Raw genomic sequence first — 19,878 nt, forward strand, 5'->3', positions numbered from 1 at the left:
GGACAGTGGCGCATACCGGAAGCGCAGCTGATATTTCTGGCGGTGATCGGAGGGTCGGTGGGAGCTCTGGCCGGTATGAAGGTATTTCATCATAAAACAAGAAAGCCGAAATTTAAGACAGGAGTTCCGGCGATATTGATTATTCAACTAATTATTTATTTTCTGTTTTCGGGAAATGAGGGGATTATTCTGCGCTTATAGCAATCCTTATAAATAATGCATATTGATTTTAGCTCATCAGAGCGTGAAATCCTGTGTCAGTAAAGCGGATATATTGTCCGCTTTCTTTTTTTGCCCGAATAAAATTGATTGTTACAGAGAATGAGGTATGTTATGCTACTCTTATATGAGAATTGCGGGATCTGCAAAGCAGCGGAGTAATTCGTAGATATCAAGTCAGGGGAAAGACATCTTTTAACCCTGATATTATATGAAAAGCTGCCTGTTAAATGAAAGAAGGGCAGAAAAATAATACATGACAAAAATATAAGAGAGCAGGTGAAAAATATTGGAACAGGAAATTCAGGAGGCAAAAAGTTTATATTACAGCTATAAGCAGTATTTTTCAGACTATCTTCCGGCTTTGACGAAACTGGGACTGAAAGTAGTAATGGCATTGCTGGTATTTGTGGGCGGGCGCAAAGTGATCCAGTGGTTTGTTTCTTTCATAAAGAAGTCCATGGAGCGTGCGTCTGTAGACAAAGGTGTGATCCAGTTTATAGGGTCGCTGTTGAGAATTGTACTTTACATTTTGCTGGTATTTAGCATTGCCACTCATTTTGGTGTAAAGGAATCCTCTATTGCAGCACTGCTTGGTACTGCCGGTGTAACGGTAGGTCTTGCATTGCAGGGCGGCCTTGCAAATATCGCAGGCGGGATCATGCTTCTGATCTTCAAACCATTTCAGGTGGGGGATTATATCATTATCGCACAGCAGAATGGGTGCGAAGGAACTGTATACAAAATAGAAATCTGTTATACAACTCTGATTTCCATAGATAACAAACACATTGTAATCCCAAATGGAACGCTGTCCGGCAGCATTATTACAAATGTAACTGCCAGAGATCTTCGTAAGCTGGAGATCAAAGTAGGAATTTCTTATGATTCAGACATTAAGAAAGCAAAAGCAATCCTAGAAGAAATCCTTCATAATGATGAAGATACGAAAGACGACCAGGGAATGGTGGTGTTTGTAGATGAGCTTGGAGAGAGCGCAGTGGTCATGGGCCTGCGTGTGTGGGTGGCTACGGAGAAATACTGGCCTGCCAGGTGGCGGCTTAATGAACTGATCAAAGAAGCATTTGATGCAAACGGAATTGAAATCCCGTACAATCAGTTACAGGTTCATGTGAAGAAACAGATATGATAACAACATAAGTCCTCTGAACCAACTATAAGGTTTAGAGGATTTATTGTTTGTACAGATTATAGCCAAATAATACCAAACAAGAATAAATAATCCTTGATCGATGGTGATTTATACCAATTTCACTGTCAGATATTGGTATAATACCACCAAAATAATATAAAATACGACAAAATAATTGACAATAGGACAACAGATTGCTATACTGGAGTCAAGTTAAACAACTAAGTGTTTTTATGAAGATGCAAAGGCGCATGTAAGTAAATGGATTGCTGCACGATTTTTATACATTGCAAAGACGCAAAAATATAAAAACACTTTTTTTGTACCCAAAATTAACTTCGTGATTGTAACTAAGTAACAATGTACAGAAAGAAAAGGAGAGAAAACTATGAAAATGTACAAAAAAGTTATGGCAGCAGCTCTTGCAGGAGTAATGACAGTTTCCATGTCCGCTACAGCATTTGCAGCAGATGATGACGGCTATATTCTCAAAGCCACAAATGAAGATTCCAAATCATCCGACAATGATCTGGTGATCGCAATCGAAGGAAGCGTAAGCTCCATGGATCCGGCAAACATTCCGGATACAAACGCAATCTCTGCTACACGTGGTGTATACGAGACACTGGTTTCTTTTGATGAGAACCAGGAATTAACAGGCAAACTTGCTGAATCATGGGAAGTTTCCGATGACTCTCTTACTTATACTTTCAAACTTCGTCAGGGCGTTAAATTCCAGGACGGAACAGACTTCAATGCAGCAGCAGTTAAAGCAAACTACGATCGTGTAGTTAACAAAGACAACAACCTTCGTCAAAGAAGAACATTTATCGTAACTAACGAAGACGGATCTGAAACACCTCGTGTAGACAGCATTGAAACACCGGATGATTACACACTGGTTATCAAACTGACACAGGCATGGGCACCATTTATCAACCGTCTGACACAGTTCTGTATCATCAGCCCTGCAGCTCTTGAAGAGTATGGCAATGATATCATGAACCATCCATGCGGAACCGGCCCATATGTATGTACAGAATGGGAAGAGGGAGACCACACAAGCTTTAAGCGCAATGATGATTATTGGGGAGACAAACCGGGCGTTGACACTGTAACAATCAAAGAGGTTCCGGAAGCAGGTGCACGTACAGCTATGCTTCAGACAGGTGAAGCAGACTTCATCTATCCTACACCGTCTGACCAGATCGAAGCAATCAAAGGAACAGACGATGTAAATATCCTTACAACAGACTCCAACATCATGAGATATGTAACTCTGAACATGGATCTGGAACAGCTTTCTGATGTAAAAGTACGTCAGGCTATGAACTATGCAATCGACAAAGATGCATACATCCAGTTAATGTATTCCGGATACGGAAAACCAGCTACATCTGTAGTTCCATCTATTATCGGCGGATATGAAGAGCAGGAAGCTTACACATATGATGTAGACAAAGCAAAAGAACTTATGAAAGAAGCCGGATACGAAGACGGATTCAAACTTACTCTGTGGGGCGATAACACAACACAGGAAATCAAAGGTATGACATTTATTTCCCAGCAGCTTGCTCAGATTGGTATCGAAGTTGACGTTCAGCCAATGGAGCCTGCAACTGTAAGTGACAAGATTTATGTTGACAAAGAAGATGCTGAGATCAATATGTGGTATGTAAACTGGTCTGCATCTGACTTCACAATGGATGGTTCTTTACGTTCCCTGCTTTACAGCACAATGTGCCCTCCTACAAGTGCAAACACAGCATATTTCAACGATGCTGATTTTGATAAAGATATGGATGAAGGTCTTGCAACAGCTAACGAAGAAGAACAGGCTAAATACTATAGCGATGCTCAGAAGATCGCATGGGAAGCATGCCCGTGGTTATTCCTTGGCAATGACCAGATCATCTATTCTACAAAATCTTATCTGTCTGGCGTATATGTATCTCCGGACGGAGCATTTAACTTCGCAAATGCAACTTTAGCACAGTAAGTAATTTGTTTGAGAACAGGCTGCGAAGAACATAAATCTGGCTGCCTGATCTGAAATTGCAGCAATTCCATAAAAATACTGCCGATACAGCAGTATGAATACAGGACAAGGATGTTCAAACCGGAGAACTGCCATAAGATTCACTATGGCAGTTCTCCGACTATAAAGCATCAAATATAAACAACAGGTAAGAAAATGATAAGGAGGAAAAATATGGGACGTTATTTAGGTAAACGTTTGATAAGCACGATCCCGCTGCTTCTGGTTATCTCATTCGTAGTATTTATGTTTATCCATATGATTCCCGGTGACCCGGCAAGACTGGTAGCCGGTCAGGATGCAACAAAGGAAGATGTGGCAGTTGTACGTGAACAGCTGGGACTGGATGAGCCACTACTTGTACAGTATGGCAAATATATGAAAGGTCTTTTTACAGGAGATCTGGGAAGCTCTATCAAAAACGGTAAAACCGTAGTAGAGACAATCGCACCAAGACTGAAACCAACTATCATGCTGACATTCTCATCCATGATATGGGCTGCGATCATCGGTATTGCGATCGGTATCATCGCTGCCGTATTTCATGGCAGAATTCTTGATTATGTAGGTATGATCATAGCAATCGCAGGTATATCTGTTCCAAGTTTCTGGTTAGGTCTGGAATTAATCCAGCTTTTCTCAGTAAGCCTGGGATGGCTTCCAACCAGTGGACTGGAAACCTGGAAGAGCTATATTCTTCCATCACTTACAATGGGAGCAGGAATCATGGCCGTACTTGCCAGATTTTCCAGATCTTCCATGCTTGAGACCATGCGTGAGGACTATGTGCGTACCGCACGCGCCAAAGGTCTTTCTGAATCACTGGTTGTTATGCGCCATGCATTTAAGAACTCTCTGATCGAGATCGTAACAGTAGCCGGACTTCAGATCGGTGGTCTTCTTTCCGGATCTGTTATGGCAGAGACAGTATTCTCCATTCCCGGACTTGGACGTCTTCTGGTAGACTCCATCCAGATGAGAGATTACAAAGTTGTTCAGGCATTACTGCTGTTCTTTGCTACAGAATATATCCTGATCAACCTGATCGTAGATGTTCTTTATGGCGTGATTAACCCAAGAGTACGTTATGAGTAGAGGAGGAGAGAAGATGGCAGATAAGAACACAACATCAAATATTAACCTTGCTGCTGCCGAAGAACTCCCTAAGGCACAGAGCAAGTTCAAAGAATTTGTCAAGAAATTCATGAAGAGAAAAACAGCAGTGATTTCTCTGGCATTTATAGTTTTTATTATCTTAATGGCAATCATCGGACCGTATGTAGTTCCGTATGATCCGCAGGCACCGGATTACACAGCTATGATGCAGGGGCCAAGCGCAACCCACATTTGGGGAACCAATGAATACGGACAGGATGTTTTCTCCCGTCTGATGGTTGGTACCAGACTTTCTCTTACATGCGCGCTGACAGCGACAATCATTGGTACGGCTATCGGTGTTGTTCTTGGACTGATCGCAGGTTTCTACGGCGGAATTATCGATGCCCTGATTATGAGATGCTGTGATGTACTTTTCGCTTTCCCTGATATCCTGCTGGCTATCGCAGTTGTTGCCATCATCGGACAGGGTATGGTAAACGTTATGATCGCAGTTGCGGTATTTACAGTGCCGTCCTTCGCACGAATCATACGAAGCGCGACGATTTCCGTAAAGCAGGCTCCTTATGTAGAGGTTGCCCGTTCCCTGGGATGTTCAAACACAAGAATCCTGTTTGTACATATTTTCCCTGGTACGATCCAGTCTATGATCGTTAACTTTACCATGCGTGTAGGCACTGCAATCCTTGCTGCATCATCCTTAAGCTTCCTGGGATTCGGTGCAAATGTTACAGAGCCTGACTGGGGTTCCATGCTTTCCACAGGACGTAACTATCTGAATACAGCTCCTCACATGGTACTGTTCCCTGGTATTCTGATCTTCCTTACAGTTCTGGCATTCAACCTGCTGGGCGACGGTCTCAGAGATACCCTGGATCCAAAGATGAACTAGGAGGAAGAAACCATGGCAGAAAAATTATTAGAAGTAAAAAACCTCCGTACGGAGTTTAAAAGAGATAAAACATGGGTGACAGCAGTTAATAATGTAAGTTTCTCCATTCAGCCAGGTGAGATTCTTGGTCTGGTAGGAGAGTCCGGATGCGGTAAATCCGTAACCTCCCTTTCCATTATGAAACTTCTGGCACGTAACAGTAAGATTTCCAACGGTGAGATCCTGCTTAATGGCAAGGATCTTCTCAAAGAAGATAAAAAAGGCATGAGAAAGATCAGAGGACGTGAAGTTGCCATGATCTTCCAGGAGCCGATGAACTCTCTGAACCCATGTATGAGAATTGAGAAACAGCTGACAGAAGCAATCCTGCTCCATAACAATTTCTCAAAAGAAGAAGCGCACAACAGAGCATTCGAAGTACTGAAATCAGTAGGTATCCCTGAACCGGATATGACATTAAAGAGTTATCCGCACCAGCTTTCAGGCGGTATGTGCCAGCGTGTTATGATTGCTATGGCAATGTCCTGTGAGCCGGAGCTTCTTATTGCGGATGAGCCGACTACAGCCCTTGACGTTACCATTCAGGCACAGATCCTGGAGCTGATGGAGGACATCAGGGCAAAGAAGAATACAGGTATTCTGATGATCACACATGACCTTGGTGTTGTTGCTGAAATGTGTTCCAGAGTTGTTGTTATGTATGCCGGCCGAATTGTAGAAGAAGCGCCTGTGCAGGAACTTTTTGCAGATCCGAAACATCCATATACACAGGGGCTGATTGGTTCTGTACCGAAACTTGGAAGTGGTGTGGAATCTCTTCCGTCTATTCCGGGAAGCGTACCGGATCTGTCCGTAATGCCGAAAGGATGTAAGTTTGCACCGAGATGTAAATATGCAATGGATATCTGTCATCAGCAGGAGCCGGAGCTTGCAGATATCAACGAAGCAGGCACCAGAAAATGCAGATGCCATCTGCTCAACAAAACTGGAAAGGAGGCGTAACCTGTGAGCGAGCCGTTATTATCAGTAAAGAATATGAAGAAAACATTCCAGGCAAACGGAGGAATGTTCAGCAAGAAGAAATTTGTCCATGCTGTAAATGATGTATCATTCGATATCTATCCGGGTGAAACTTTCTCTCTGGTAGGTGAGTCCGGATGCGGGAAATCTACGACAGGTAAACTGATCGATCATCTGATCACACCGGATTCCGGTGAGATCTGGTTTGAAGGAAAAGAAATCTCCAGACTTTCCGAGAAAGAAATGCGTCCGCTGCGTTCTGATATTCAGATGGTTTTCCAGGATCCGGTACGGTTCCCTAAATCCGAGAATGAAAGTTCAGGATCTCATCGGTGAGCCACTTCTGATCCACACAAATATGAGTGCAGGAGAGCGTCTTAAGAAAGTACATGAACTTCTCGGCACTGTAGGATTAAGTCCGTCTCATGGAGAGCGTTATCCACATGAATTCTCTGGTGGTCAGCGCCAGCGTATCGGAATTGCCAGAGCACTGACAGTGCAGCCAAAGCTGATCATTGCAGATGAACCGGTATCTGCCCTTGATGTTTCTATCCAAGCGCAGGTATTAAATCTTCTGCAGCAGTTACAGAAAGACTTTAATCTTACCTATCTGTTCATTTCCCATGACCTGAGTGTCGTTGAGATGATTTCAGACAGGATCGGTGTTATGTATCTGGGTACGATCGTAGAGACAGCTCCGAAGAAAGAACTGTATGCAAACCCGAGACATCCATATACAAGAGCACTTCTTTCCGCAGTTCCGATCCCGGATCCGGAAGTGAAGAAAGAGCGTATTACATTAAAAGGTGATCTTCCAAGTCCGAGTAATCCGCCAAGCGGATGTCTGTTCCATACACGCTGCCCACATTGTACAGAAAAATGTAAGACACAGGTGCCGACACCTGTTGAAATTGCACCGGGTCATATTGTAAAATGTCATTATCCGGAACTTACAGAATAGGAATTCCGAAATAACAATATTACACCTGAAGATGAACAGTGAAGAAAACAGGATTCACTGAGAGATACAGGTCATCATGAATGGATGAGGAAAGAGGGGCTATGTTTACTGAGGAAAGACAAAGCGCAATAGAGAAATGTCTTCGTGAAAACGGAAAAGTCAAGGTTAAGGAATTAAGTGAGATGTTTCAGGTCACAGAAGACTGTATCCGAAAAGATCTTAAGATTCTTGAAAACGCCGGTAAGTTAAAGAGAACCTACGGCGGCGCAATCCTTTCACAGGATTATCCGCTGAAAAGAGACGTAGTAGACAGACGCCAGTTTAACCTTGACAAAAAGAGAACAATTGCAGCCAAAGCATTTAAACTGATCAAGAATAACGAAACGATTTTCCTTGATATTTCTACCACAAATATTGAACTGGCAAAGCTTCTTGCTGCGTCAAATATGCGTGTGGTAGTGGTAAGTAATATGATAGATATCCTGCAGATCCTTGCCACAAATCCATCCATTACCGCAATCGGTACAGGGGGAACAATGTACCAGACAGTAAACGGATTTATGGGAGCTGCAACGATAGAAGTGATCAAACAGTATAGCTTTGACCGTGCATTTATAGGAAGCTGCGGTGTGGATATGACTGATTGTGCAATTACTACATTGGGGGTAGAGGACGGATTGACAAAGAAAGCAGCCGTGCACAGCAGCAGACATAAATATGTTGTTATGGAAAGGGATAAATTCTATTTCAATGATTCCTATAAATATGCATACTTCGATGATATCAGCGGAATTGTTACGGATGAATTTCCAGATGATACGATCGTGAGTACACTGGAGAGAGCCGGGGTGAAATTGTTCTGATGCAGGTAAGTCTTCGGGGGACTTATCTGATCTGGTTAAATCAGTCAGCAGAAAGGATGATCTGTCTGGCTTAAATGAAAAAAGATGGAGGCAAGTACGTGAAAGAATATATTTTGGAAGCCTGTGTAGATTCTGTAGAATCTGCTATGGCAGCGGTTGAAGGAGGCGCAGACAGACTGGAACTTTGCGGTAACCTGATCATCGGCGGAACCACTCCGGGACCGTGGCTTTTTGATGAAATAAGAAAGCGTTCGGATATCAGGATCCATGCTTTGATCCGTCCGCGTTTTGGAGATTTCTGCTATACAGATGCAGAATTTTCCATGATAAAGCATGCAGTGGAAGATTTCAGGAAAATGGGTGCCGAAGGTGTTGTATTTGGGGTGCTGAAGCCGGATGGCACATTAAACATGGAACAGATGAAAGAGCTGATGGAGGCGGCAGGGGATATGTCGGTGACTCTTCACAGAGCTTTTGATGTATGTGTGGATCCAATAGAAACAATGGAACAGGCAATCTCACTGGGAATCAATACGATCCTTACTTCAGGTCAGCGTAATGTATGTCTGCAGGGGGCAGATCTGCTGAAGGAACTGGTAGAGAAGAGTCAGGAACGTATCACGATCCAGGCAGGAAGCGGCGTGGGAGCAGAAGTGATCCGCCAGCTTTATCCGCTTACAGGAGTTAGGGCTTATCATATGACCGGAAAGAGAGTCATTGACAGTGAGATGCAGTTTCGCAAGGAAGGAGTCAATATGGGACTTCCGATGCTGAGCGAATATGAGATATGGCGTACGGATGTAGATAATATCCGTGCCGCAAAGAAAGTTCTGGAGGAATTATAATGGCAGAACCGAGAGTTTTTTTAAAAGAGAACAGGGGCCGAATTGAAGAGAATTACCTGGAGCAGGCAAAAAACCTGCCCCGGGTTTTTGCGCCTGTAGACGAAAAATTACAGAAATGTACAGAGGAAGTGGCACTTGCATGTAAATATTTATATGCGTTTATGCCGTACAGTGACATTGGCAATTATCCGTTTGAAGTATTTCTGGACTATGCGGAGAATGGTGTGAGGCTCTGGAAAGAGAATCCGCAGGTTGCAGACCTTCCTGAAGAAATCTTCCTGAATTATGTGCTGTTTCACAGAGTAAATGAGGAGGAGATCGCACAGTGCAGAACTTATTTCCGCGCAGAGATCGGAAGCAGAATACAGGGAATGAACTTCAGAGAAGCAGCGTTGGAAGTGAATTACTGGTGTGCCGAAGAAGCTACTTATCATTGTACAGATGACCGTACTTTATCTGCGATTTCTGTATATCGCAGAGGAAATGGCAGATGTGGTGAAGAGTCTGTATTCACTGTAAATGCACTGCGAAGCGTAGGCGTACCTGCCCGTCAGGTATATGCGCCGAAGTGGTCTCACTGCGATGACAACCACGCCTGGGTAGAGATCTGGTGTGACGGTAAATGGTACTTCCTCGGAGCCTGTGAGCCCGAAGAAATCCTGAATAAAGGATGGTTTACAAACGCTTCTTCCAGAGCAATGATGATCCATTCACGTGTGTTTGACACCAAAATCCCGGAAGGTGAGGTGATCGGCACAGATGGTATGGTGACCATGCTGAATGAATTGAAGAGGTATGCAGTAACCAAAGAAATTACAGTAACAGTAAAGGATACGCAGGGGTCACCCGCAGAGGGAGCTGAGGTTTCCTTTGAGGTACTGAACTATTCAGAGTATGCACCGATTGCAGAGAAGAAAACAGACAGTAAGGGAACTGCCAGACTGACAACAGGACTTGGAAGTCTGCATATTTCCGCAAGAATGTGTTCTGACGGCGAGTGGTTCTATGCGGAAACAGTTATGAACACTGAGAAAGAAGATAACTGTGAACTTTGTCTGGTATCGCAGGATAAAAGAAATGACGGCGAATCAGAAAAGTGGACAGCAGCAGATATATTTGCTCCTCATGATGCACCTGTAAACACAGACATGCCGACTTTAGAACAGAAGGCGAAGGGAAATAAGCGTCTGACAGCAGCCAATGCACACAGAGAGCAGAAAGTAAGAAACTGGTCAAATCCGGAATGTGAACGTTTCTTGGAAAAAAAGGTAAACAGGATAGAAGAAGCCATTGCTGCCTCATACAGAGAAGATCTCCTGAGGGTTCTCACAGAGAAAGACAGAACTGACTGTATCAGTGACGTTCTGGAGGAACACCTGGAGCTGGCAATCCCATATCATGGTATGATGAAAAAGGATACCTTTGTATCTTATGTGTTAAATCCAAGAGTAGATGATGAAGTTCTTCAGAAATACAGAAGAGAGATTAAGAAGCATTTTTCCAGAGCTGAGAAACAGGAGCTGAGAGATGATCCTTCCAGAATCTGGAATCTGATCGAGAAGGCAATTGTTTCCAGACCGGAGAAAGAGCGTTCCAGTGTGATCACAACACCGGCAGGATGCATAAGGACCTGTACAGGAAGCTTCCTGTCAAAGAAAATCCTGTTTGTTGCAATAGCGAGAACCCTTGGAGTAGCGGCAAGACTGAATCCACATGATCGTTCTATGGAATATATGGAAAACGGAAGATTCGTTCCTGTGCTTGCAAGAACAGAGAAGAACTGTACTCTGATCCTGAAAGCAGGAGAGACTGTACAGTGGAAATATTTCCAGAACTGGAGTATTGCAAAACTGGAGAATGGAAGATATACATCACTGAAACTGGGAGCAGAGAATTTCGAAGATCAGATCCTGAATCTGCCGTTGGAATCCGGAAACTACAGGATTCTTACTTCAAACAGACTTCCAAATGGAAATATGTTTGCAAATGAATATCATTTTGAAATTCAGCCCGGAGAGACAAAGGAGATCGAGCTGGTACTCAGGAAAGCAGATCTGGAGGATATGCTGGAGAATATTTCCATGCCGGAATTTATGCTGAAAACTGAGGATGGTACAGAGGTGAAAGCATCTGACCTTACAGCAGACGGAAAACATATCCTGATGTTTCTGGAAGAAGAAAAAGAGCCTACTGAGCATATCTTAAATGAAATGATGGAGCAGGAAGAGGCTTTCGCAGGATATGCAGAGCAGATTATTTTTGTAGTGAGAAGCAAAGAAGCACTGGAGACACCGACACTGTCCAAAGCACTTGCAAAGTTAAAAAATATTCAGATTTATTATGATGATTTCTCAGAGATTATCAATACTCTGGGAAGGCGTATGTACGTAGATCCGGACAAACTTCCGCTGATTATTGTGACGAATGGAACCCTGAATGGGATTTATGCGACCAGCGGTTACAATGTAGGAACCGGGGATATGCTGCTTAGATTAATGTAACAGAGCGATAAATAAGATGTCCGGAGATGACACCTGTGAGCATCTTCTGGTATTGCCGGATTACATTATTATATAGATGTAAAGGATTGGATATTGAATTTGCATTTACATAAAGGAGATAAAAAATCATGTATCAGTTTAACAGAAAAGAATATGAAGAACGTATGAAATGGTATCAGGATGCCCGTTTCGGAATGTTTATCCACTGGGGATTATATTCTATTCCTGCAAGAGGAGAATGGGTACGCAGTACAGAGGAGATGCCTGAGGAAGAATACCTTCCGTTTATGAAAGAATTTGATGCCAGAGACTATAATCCGAAACAGTGGGCAAAAGAGGCAAAGGCAGCAGGTATGAAATATGTGGTTCTGACTGCAAAACACCATGATGGTTTCTGTTTATTTGACAGTAAATACACAGATTATAAAGTTACCAATACACCTGCAGGAAGAGATCTGATCAAAGAATATGTGGAAGCTCTTCGCGAAGAAGGTCTGAAAGTCGGTCTGTATTTCACCTTACTTGACTGGCATCATCCGGACTATCCTCATTACGGAGACCGCATCCATCCTATGAGAAACCATCCGGAATGCAGTAATGAAAACAGAGATTTTTCTCGTTATATAGAGTATATGTACAATCAGGTGGAAGAGGTCTGCACAAATTATGGAAAAATCGATATTATGTGGTTTGACTTTTCCTATGACGATATGCGAGGCGAGAAATGGGGAGCAACCAGACTGATAGATATGGTCCGCAGATTACAGCCGGGAATCATCATTGATAACCGTCTGGAAGTCAGTGGTGAGGGAAGAGGATCTCTGTATGAATGCGATCCGACACCGTATCATGGCGATTTTATAAGCCCGGAACAGATCATCCCGCCGGAAGGAATCTGCGACAAAGAAGGGAATCCGATGGTATGGGAAGCATGCTTCACCATGAACAATAACTGGGGCTACTGCGCAAATGACCACTATTACAAACCTGCTTCCATGCTGATCAAGAAGCTGGTAGAGTGCGTTTCCAAAGGTGGAAATATGATTTTGAACGTAGGACCTGATGCGAAAGGTAAATTCCCGAAAGAGTCCTCTGCGATTCTGTCGGAAATCGGACGCTGGATGGATAAGAACCATGACAGTATCTATGGATGCGCTCCGGCAGCAGATATCCCGAAACCGGATTACGGACGTATCACCAGAAATGGAAACAAGTATTATGTCCATATTTATGAGAATACATTAGGACCACTGCCGCTGATCGGATTTGATAAGAATAAGATTGTGAAAGTACGTGCCCTGGATGACGGACATGAAGTGCCGATCTCTACTTTATGGGTACACAGCGATTATCCGGATATCGCATTTGTTGACCTTGGTCCGGATCCTGTACTGCCGGATCCTGTAGACTATGTGCTGGAAGTGGAGATGGCTGAATAAAGATATAGAATACAAAAAGCTGCCGTATGGCAGCTTTTTTGTATTTCTTAACCGAACTGAGATGCAGGTGTCTGCCTGGTTCAGCATCGGTTTCTCTTGTTTACGAAATAATTCAGAATCCCACCGCCTACGATAATAACAAGTGCAACAGCAACAACACGTTTCGCTGCTTCCTGCGGCATCTGGCTTTTGGAACCGATGGAATCGGAATAGAAAGTCAGGGTATAATTGATCTCATGAGGGGTACCCATGGCGGTAGTGTCTGCGATTACCGGCATGCTCTCATCCATAATGGTAACCGGGATCTGGAATTCAGAATTCGTTCCTTCCTCATTGACAGGGAGATATTTTTTACCGTCAACGATCATGTAGTCATAATTAGAACTGCTCCACTGGATATCGGCAGTTACTTCGCCGTTTTTCACAGTGATCAAAGTCGGTGAAGTGACACTGGCTTTGCCGCTTCCGCCTTCCAGCTCTACCTGGATGGAATACTCCCCATCTTCTTTATCAAGAGTGAAAGCCTGTGCAGCAGGAACAGAAGTCCATACTGACAGACAGCAGATCAAAGCTGCCAGAACTGCAAAAATCTTTCTCATATTTCTTTCCTCACTTAAATTCGATAATTTTCATCATCCCACAATTGAAATTAATTGTCAATACTTTGTTGAAAAAGTTATCCTGTTTTAGTATAATAAAAAGTACTGTCCGCACGCAACATCATTGAGAACGTAGTGAACAGTGAGCACAATAAATGAATATCTGTGAATTGCTTTGCTGCGAAGCAGCTCCTGCAATTCTGATATCATAAAAATATATATGCAAATCACAGGAGGATATGGTAATGAGAGGAATTTTATACGGAGTAGGAGTTGGCCCCGGAGATCCGGAACTTATGACATTAAAGGCAGTGCGCCTGATCAAAGAGAATGATATTATTGCAGTACCGGGCGCAGAGGTGCGTGAAACAGTTGCATATAAGATCGCAGTACAGGCAGTACCTGAGCTTGCAGACAAAGAACTTCTGCCAATCTATATGCCAATGACACACGATAAGGCAGAACTGGAACTGAACCATGAAAAAGGAGCCAAGGCGCTGGAAGCAGCACTTGATACAGGTAAGAATGTAGTATTTCTGACACTTGGAGATCCGACTATCTATTCAACATTTTCATATGTGCAGAAGAGAGTAGAAGCAGATGGATATGAGACAAGACTGGTAAGCGGCATCACTTCCTTCTGCGCAACAGCAGCACGCCTGAATATCCCGCTTACAGAGTGGAACCAGCCTCTTCATGTACAGCCTGCAGTTCACCGCCTTGACAGTGAACTTGATCAGCCGGGAACCTATGTGCTGATGAAATCCGGCAAAAAGATGAATCAGGTAAAGGAAATTCTGGCAAAAAGCGGACGCAATATCCGTATGGTGGAGAACTGTGGAATGCCGGATGAGCATATTTACAACAGTGTAGAAGAAATTCCGGATGATGCAGGCTATTATTCTCTGATCATTGCAAAGGAACAGGATGGAGGATTATGATCGAAACCAGAGATCTGACAAAAACCTTTGACAATTTTATAGCAGTGGATTCCCTGAACCTGAAAATTGAAAAAGGTGAGTTTTTTGGTCTTCTCGGACCAAACGGAGCAGGCAAGACAACGACCATCAGCCTGCTCTCAACCCTTCTTCTTCCAACAAAGGGAGAAATCCTCATAGACGGTCAGCAGCTTACGAGACAACGTCCTGATCTGAAAAGAAAAATCAGTGTGATCACCCAGGAATATTCTATGCGTCAGGATATGAATATGGATGAGATCATGGAATATCAGGGCCGTCTCTATTTTATGCCCAGAAAGCAGATAAAGGAAAGAACAGAGGAGCTTCTGGAGTTCTGTGACCTGCTGAAATTCCGCAAGCGTACAGTCCGTAAGCTTTCAGGTGGAATGAAGCGTAAGCTGATGGTCTGCCGGGCACTCCTGACAGATCCGGAGATCCTGCTTCTGGATGAACCCACAGCAGGTATGGATGCTCTTTCCAGAAGACAGATGTGGAATCTTCTGCGTAAACTTAACGAGAAGAATCTGACGATCCTGCTGACTACGCATTATATGGAAGAAGCACAGAGTCTTTGCAATCGTGTGGCATTGATGGACCATGGAAAGCTGGAGGAGGTAAGTACTCCGTCAGCACTGATCGAAAGTCTTGGTGCTTATGCAGTAGACGAGATGACAGCAGATGGAACACAGAATCACTATTTCCATACACGACAGGAAGCAATCCGGTATCTGGAAGAGCTTACAGGGCAGGCGTCTCTTCGTGAGACAACACTGGAAGACGTCTTTGTAGAAAGAGCCGGGAAACATTTGATTTCAAAATAGCAGATATTAACTGAATCAGGGAAGTCCCCTGCGGAGGCTGCGAAAAAAGTTAGAATAATCTGGAGAAAAATGTATGGGAATTATAACAATATTATGGGAGAAGTGGGTAGAATTCCGCCGGGACTTCTATAAGATCACGCTGGCGGCAATGATCGCACCGCTAATGTATCTGATCGTATTCGGAATGGGAATCCAGACCACTTCTCATGGACAGCCATACCTGAATTTTCTGATTCCGGGTGTGGTATCACTGACAACTATGAACGGAAGCTTCAACGCCATTGCGCAGAACCTAAACGTACAGAGACTGTATGAGAAGGCTTTTGATCAGGTGATGATCTCCCCCACACCATTATGGCAGTTTATTGCCGGACAGATCATCGGGGGAAGTCTGCGTGGTCTGTATGCAGGAGGAATCATACTGCTTCTTACAGCACCTATTGAGACAGGACTGATCTTCAACGGATGGTCCTTTCTGGTGATGTTCCTGAACGGAGCAGTATTCTCAGCCATCGGCGTGGTGGTCTCCTTTCTGGCAAAAAATCACGCAGACGTGCCGAGGTTTTCCAATTATATCATTATGCCTATGGCATATTTGTGTAACACCTTTTTCTCAACAGAGAAACTTCCGGGATTTATAGGCAAGTTTGTATCAGCCTTGCCATTATCCCAGACCAGCCATCTGATGAGAAGCATTTCATCAGGTGAGGCGGTGAATTACACTGGTATTGGGATTCTGCTTCTTTATCTGCTGGTGTTTACTGTAGCAGCATCATGGTTTATTTATAAGAAGAAAAACCTGTAACTGACTGACAGGGAGGAGCCTGTGCTCCTCCCTGACTTATTTTGTATCCGACTGACTGCTACTCAGAAGTATCAGCGGTATTTGTGAGAACATGAAGATTATCAATTTCTCTCTTTTTTTCAGCAGAGAGATAAGGATAAACTTTGTTTATACCTGAAGTCACAGCATCATCTGACGGTACTTTTATCATGGAATAGACATCAGAAGGGTAGTTCTTAATGATTTCCATGAGATAATCTGCGAATTCTTCGTATTTTTCAAGTCCCATATAACAGTAATCGTAATAAGTAAAAAGCGTGGAATCAAAAGCACCTTCCTGTTTCCGGGAATTGCACAGATCCAGAGCAGTCTGGTAATCTTCCCGTTTGACAAGGGAATCCAGATGATCATAAAATGCAGCAGATGCTTTACATTCTGTCATGCATGTATCGTATCGTTCCTGTACATCCGGAGACAGTTCCCCCTTAATATCCTGAAGGTCTGTATAAAGCGGACTTTGAGAATGGATATTGACAGGCGGGTAATGTTTGTCCAGAAAATTAAGAATCACCAGGGCGGCATTATCATAATCTCCTGTCTTATTATAAAGTTCTGAATAAGTCAGGGCACCGGCGAAGGTGTTTTCATTTCTTTCCTTTTTGGAGTCCAGTATCTTTTTTGCATTTGTATAGTCCCCTGCTTCCATGGCTGCCTCTGCACGTGGAACAGAAGTGGAGTAATAGTCATCGGAAGAGTTGTCTACGTCAGGATCAGGCTCCAGGTAAGCAGGACGTGCATTAGAGGTGGCAATTCCGTTTCTTATCCATATATATCCCACATTTGCAGCGGAAAACAGAGCGGCTGCAATGGCAAAAGCACAGGCAGCGGTAAGCCTTTTCCTGTATTTGTTTCGTTTAAAGGAAGATGTCCGGCAGACTCTGAGAATATTCTGACCGTATTGTGTGGAGTTGATTTCTGTTTCTTTTTCATATCCGGAGGATTTAAATGTCTCCAGTATCTGCTGTCTTTTCAGAATTTCTATAACAGATGAATCCATAATGTATAACCTCTTTGCTTATAGCAATTCTATAAGTTTTTTATGATATCATTCTCAAAACAGTAAACGGCAGCACAAATCCGATCAGAAACTTAAAAAGATAACACCATTCAGGCTGCTGTTCAAGGCAAAGCTGATAAAAGGCAAAGTGTCTGCCAAGATGAAAAACATCAGTAGTCAGGATTACAGAAACTGCTACTGCAGGAAGGATCCAGGCAAGTGAAGGTGAGGGGCAGATCAGGAATATCAGAAGATGAAAAAGTGCACAGTAAATCAGGGAAAAAATACATATTTCCAATGGTTTTCCACTCCGAAGACCTGGCAGTATGTGAAAAAATTCCGGAACAGGCATTGTGGAAGTGGACAAAAGAGCGGAAATATCTTTTTTCAAATGTGTAATATCCTTATATCTTCTGGAATAATCGGCAGTACATTTATTGATTATTTTGCGGACTGATTTAGACAGACTGCTTTGAAATTCTTCTCTGCTCATCTGTTTAGGTGATTTACCGGTGAGCATAAAGGCAAAAACACATCCGAGAGAATAGATATCGACTCTGTCTGTAGGTGTCTGGTAATCCAGAATCTCCGGTGCAGCATAGGGATTGGTACCTGCTACGGTAGTGACCATATGATGGCTCCCCTTTTCTTCTCTGGCAATATCAAAGTCTATCAGTTTCACAGCTACATTCCGGCATAGTTCTGTGATACTTTTTCCGGTGGAAGATGTGGGCTGCTGCTTTTGGGAATTCAGGGGAAGGACATCTGTAAGCAGGATATTCTGAGGAGAAACATCACCATGTACCAGAGAAAGTTCCGAAATATTTTCCAGAGCTTCGCAAAGCTGAAGAAGGAAAATAAGTGCTTCTTTTTCGGAGAGTGTACGCATTTTCAGAATAAAATCCTCCAGGGTGAGGCTTCGCATTTCCGAAAGCTCCTTTGTGGGATAACTGAGGCAGGCGGGTTTCTGTATAAATTCGTTGATTGCCAGAGAATGTCCGTTTTCTGAGAGAACACCATACACAGTTTCGATATAAGGCGACCATCTGGAACTGATTTTTCTGTAAATTTCAGTTAAGGAAGCAGGAATCTCTTTCAGGACTACACTGCATCTGTCAGGCGAAAGGACAGCGTGTTCCTGCCTGATTTCAGAAACATAGGTAGCATAGTAATTTCCATCTTTTTTTAATCTGGGCGGAGAAAGCTGATCTGTAAAATCAAAATCAATATAATTTTTAAGCCTGGGATAGAAATAATCTAAAATAGTCATAGAAACCTCATATTGCTGTAAATACATATAACGCCTGCTCTCTGAGAAGAAAACAGGCGCGTTTTTCGGTAAGTGATCGTGTCAGCTGTAATACATTGTATCACTTCCGGATCAAAATATAAATGATTTTCTGTGAAAAATATATAGCAATTCCCGTTGCTGCAGGAATAAGATGAGCAATAAATCAGGATAAGATAGAAAGTCCATTGTTCATGAGAAGTTCATTGATGTCATCTACACTTCTATGTGCTTTAATACCTGACATAATAATAAAATCTCTCTGGTTTTTTGGATAAAAGTCAGATTGCAGTGTACATTTTAATACTTCTCTGGTTTCCCTGAGATTTAATTTCAGAACGATACAGACGATGATCAGTTTGTCCCGTCCGAGATTCTTGGTTCCTTTCAGAAATTCATGAAGATGGGAAGGATAAATACCACACAGATCTGCAAAATGATTAATGCTGGAAGGCATTTCTGTGATCTTGGCATATAGTTTATCCCTCATTGTATCAGGAGAAACAAATTCTACTTCTTTTACATCTACCGGTTCTCCTTTTTCAATTTTGGCAAAGATATCATTTGTGCTTAGTTTCTTAGTCATAATTTCCCCTTTAAGTTACTGTATCCGGCAATAACTTCCTTAAAATTCGTGGATATGATGTCAGTGCTAAAACATTCTTAACCTGACATTATATATGTACTATATATCTCAAAGTGAATCTTTGTAAAGAGAAAACGGGGAATTATATACTGACAGTGTATGAAAACGTTGCTATTCACTCTGTTCTCCGTAAAACTTTTACCGGTGAACAGCGATAAAACGATATTTCCAATTATTGACTTTTATCCTTTGAATGATATACTTGAATTATGCATAACCGAGCAGCTGTTTTTGACATCTGTCCGGTTAAATTTTCACACAGCCATAATAACAGAAGAAAGGGCATACATTATATGAGTAAGTCAAAGATATTAATCGTTGATGATTCACAATTAAACAGAGAAATCCTTTCCTGTATGCTGGAAGATAAATATGATATCTGTGAAGCTGAAAATGGAAAGCAGGCAGTTGAAATCCTTGAAAGATGCCATAAGGATTTTAAGCTGGTGCTCCTTGACCTGATCATGCCGGTGATGGATGGTTATCAGGTACTTGCTGTTATGAAGGCAAAGCAATGGCTGGATATGCTGCCTGTTATCTGTATTTCATCAGAGACTTCCGGAGAGAGCATCCGACGGGTTTATGGACTGGGAGCAAGTGATTACTTTACGCGTCCATTTGATGCAATGACAGTTTTTCATCGCGTTGAGAGTACGATTGCGCTGCACGACAAGATG

Annotated in this window: 18 protein-coding genes and 1 pseudogene; 15 read left to right on the top strand and 4 right to left on the bottom strand. The window is 42.8% G+C overall.

Annotation, left to right across the window (positions count from 1 at the left end):
- The 11 genes and pseudogenes from AC075L_RS09555 to AC075L_RS09605 form a co-directional block, all read left to right on the top strand.
- Nucleotides 1–201: DUF1294 domain-containing protein (locus AC075L_RS09555; protein ID WP_476387571.1), on the top strand; the 201-nt coding region annotated here is incomplete at its 5' end.
- A gap of 307 nt (nucleotides 202–508) precedes the next feature.
- The gene (locus AC075L_RS09560) at nucleotides 509–1,369 is read left to right on the top strand and encodes a mechanosensitive ion channel family protein (RefSeq protein ID WP_118409153.1); all 861 of its coding nucleotides are present in this window, start codon (nucleotides 509–511) and stop codon (nucleotides 1,367–1,369) included.
- Nucleotides 1,370–1,760: 391 nt separating this feature from the next.
- Nucleotides 1,761–3,371, top strand: a complete 1,611-nt coding sequence (locus AC075L_RS09565) for a glutathione ABC transporter substrate-binding protein (RefSeq protein ID WP_020993649.1) — start codon at nucleotides 1,761–1,763, stop codon at nucleotides 3,369–3,371.
- Nucleotides 3,372–3,584: 213 nt separating this feature from the next.
- Nucleotides 3,585–4,505, top strand: a complete 921-nt coding sequence (locus AC075L_RS09570) for an ABC transporter permease (protein WP_055060088.1) — start codon at nucleotides 3,585–3,587, stop codon at nucleotides 4,503–4,505.
- 13 nt (nucleotides 4,506–4,518) lie between these two features.
- On the top strand, nucleotides 4,519–5,418 hold the full coding sequence (locus tag AC075L_RS09575; protein WP_055054017.1) for an ABC transporter permease: 900 nt from the start codon (nucleotides 4,519–4,521) through the stop codon (nucleotides 5,416–5,418).
- Between the two features lie 12 nt (nucleotides 5,419–5,430).
- Nucleotides 5,431–6,420, top strand: a complete 990-nt coding sequence (locus AC075L_RS09580) for an ABC transporter ATP-binding protein (protein WP_022380021.1) — start codon at nucleotides 5,431–5,433, stop codon at nucleotides 6,418–6,420.
- A 3-nt stretch (nucleotides 6,421–6,423) separates the two neighbouring features.
- Nucleotides 6,424–7,399 (top strand): annotated as a pseudogene (locus tag AC075L_RS09585) (ABC transporter ATP-binding protein).
- A gap of 101 nt (nucleotides 7,400–7,500) precedes the next feature.
- A complete protein-coding gene (locus tag AC075L_RS09590) occupies nucleotides 7,501–8,262 on the top strand; it encodes a DeoR/GlpR family DNA-binding transcription regulator (protein ID WP_025578860.1) in 762 nt (253 codons plus the stop codon).
- Between the two features lie 98 nt (nucleotides 8,263–8,360).
- Nucleotides 8,361–9,107 (top strand): copper homeostasis protein CutC, encoded by a 747-nt coding sequence (locus AC075L_RS09595; protein ID WP_118409177.1) that lies wholly within the window; start codon nucleotides 8,361–8,363, stop codon nucleotides 9,105–9,107.
- The gene (locus AC075L_RS09600; protein ID WP_118409154.1) at nucleotides 9,107–11,608 is read left to right on the top strand and encodes a transglutaminase domain-containing protein; all 2,502 of its coding nucleotides are present in this window, start codon (nucleotides 9,107–9,109) and stop codon (nucleotides 11,606–11,608) included. Before AC075L_RS09595 ends, AC075L_RS09600 begins: the two co-directional genes overlap by 1 nt.
- A gap of 128 nt (nucleotides 11,609–11,736) precedes the next feature.
- A complete protein-coding gene (locus AC075L_RS09605) occupies nucleotides 11,737–13,047 on the top strand; it encodes an alpha-L-fucosidase (protein WP_008706305.1) in 1,311 nt (436 codons plus the stop codon).
- An 80-nt stretch (nucleotides 13,048–13,127) separates the two neighbouring features.
- Here AC075L_RS09605 and AC075L_RS09610 read toward each other — a convergent pair whose 3' ends face one another.
- On the bottom strand, nucleotides 13,128–13,646 hold the full coding sequence (locus AC075L_RS09610; RefSeq protein WP_022380025.1) for a hypothetical protein: 519 nt from the start codon (nucleotides 13,644–13,646) through the stop codon (nucleotides 13,128–13,130).
- Nucleotides 13,647–13,891: 245 nt separating this feature from the next.
- Between AC075L_RS09610 and cobI the strand changes: the two genes are divergently transcribed.
- From cobI to AC075L_RS09625, 3 genes are all read left to right on the top strand, one after another.
- Nucleotides 13,892–14,587, top strand: a complete 696-nt coding sequence (cobI, locus tag AC075L_RS09615; RefSeq protein WP_008706308.1) for a precorrin-2 C(20)-methyltransferase — start codon at nucleotides 13,892–13,894, stop codon at nucleotides 14,585–14,587.
- On the top strand, nucleotides 14,584–15,426 hold the full coding sequence (locus AC075L_RS09620) for an ABC transporter ATP-binding protein (RefSeq protein ID WP_270434717.1): 843 nt from the start codon (nucleotides 14,584–14,586) through the stop codon (nucleotides 15,424–15,426). Before cobI ends, AC075L_RS09620 begins: the two co-directional genes overlap by 4 nt.
- Nucleotides 15,427–15,499: 73 nt before the next feature.
- The gene (locus AC075L_RS09625; RefSeq protein WP_025578870.1) at nucleotides 15,500–16,231 is read left to right on the top strand and encodes an ABC transporter permease; all 732 of its coding nucleotides are present in this window, start codon (nucleotides 15,500–15,502) and stop codon (nucleotides 16,229–16,231) included.
- Between the two features lie 58 nt (nucleotides 16,232–16,289).
- Here AC075L_RS09625 and AC075L_RS09630 read toward each other — a convergent pair whose 3' ends face one another.
- From AC075L_RS09630 to AC075L_RS09640, 3 genes are all read right to left on the bottom strand, one after another.
- Nucleotides 16,290–17,267, bottom strand: a complete 978-nt coding sequence (locus AC075L_RS09630) for a tetratricopeptide repeat protein (protein WP_118569513.1) — start codon at nucleotides 17,265–17,267, stop codon at nucleotides 16,290–16,292.
- Nucleotides 17,268–17,307: 40 nt separating this feature from the next.
- A complete protein-coding gene (locus AC075L_RS09635; RefSeq protein WP_118569512.1) occupies nucleotides 17,308–18,564 on the bottom strand; it encodes a protein kinase domain-containing protein in 1,257 nt (418 codons plus the stop codon).
- A gap of 157 nt (nucleotides 18,565–18,721) precedes the next feature.
- Nucleotides 18,722–19,141 (bottom strand): hypothetical protein, encoded by a 420-nt coding sequence (locus AC075L_RS09640; protein ID WP_055060095.1) that lies wholly within the window; start codon nucleotides 19,139–19,141, stop codon nucleotides 18,722–18,724.
- A 353-nt stretch (nucleotides 19,142–19,494) separates the two neighbouring features.
- Between AC075L_RS09640 and AC075L_RS09645 the strand changes: the two genes are divergently transcribed.
- A partial coding sequence (locus tag AC075L_RS09645) for a response regulator (protein WP_476387572.1) occupies nucleotides 19,495–19,878 on the top strand: 384 nt, incomplete at its 3' end.

The organism is Blautia sp. ZXY-1-B12 (genome assembly GCF_056339915.1).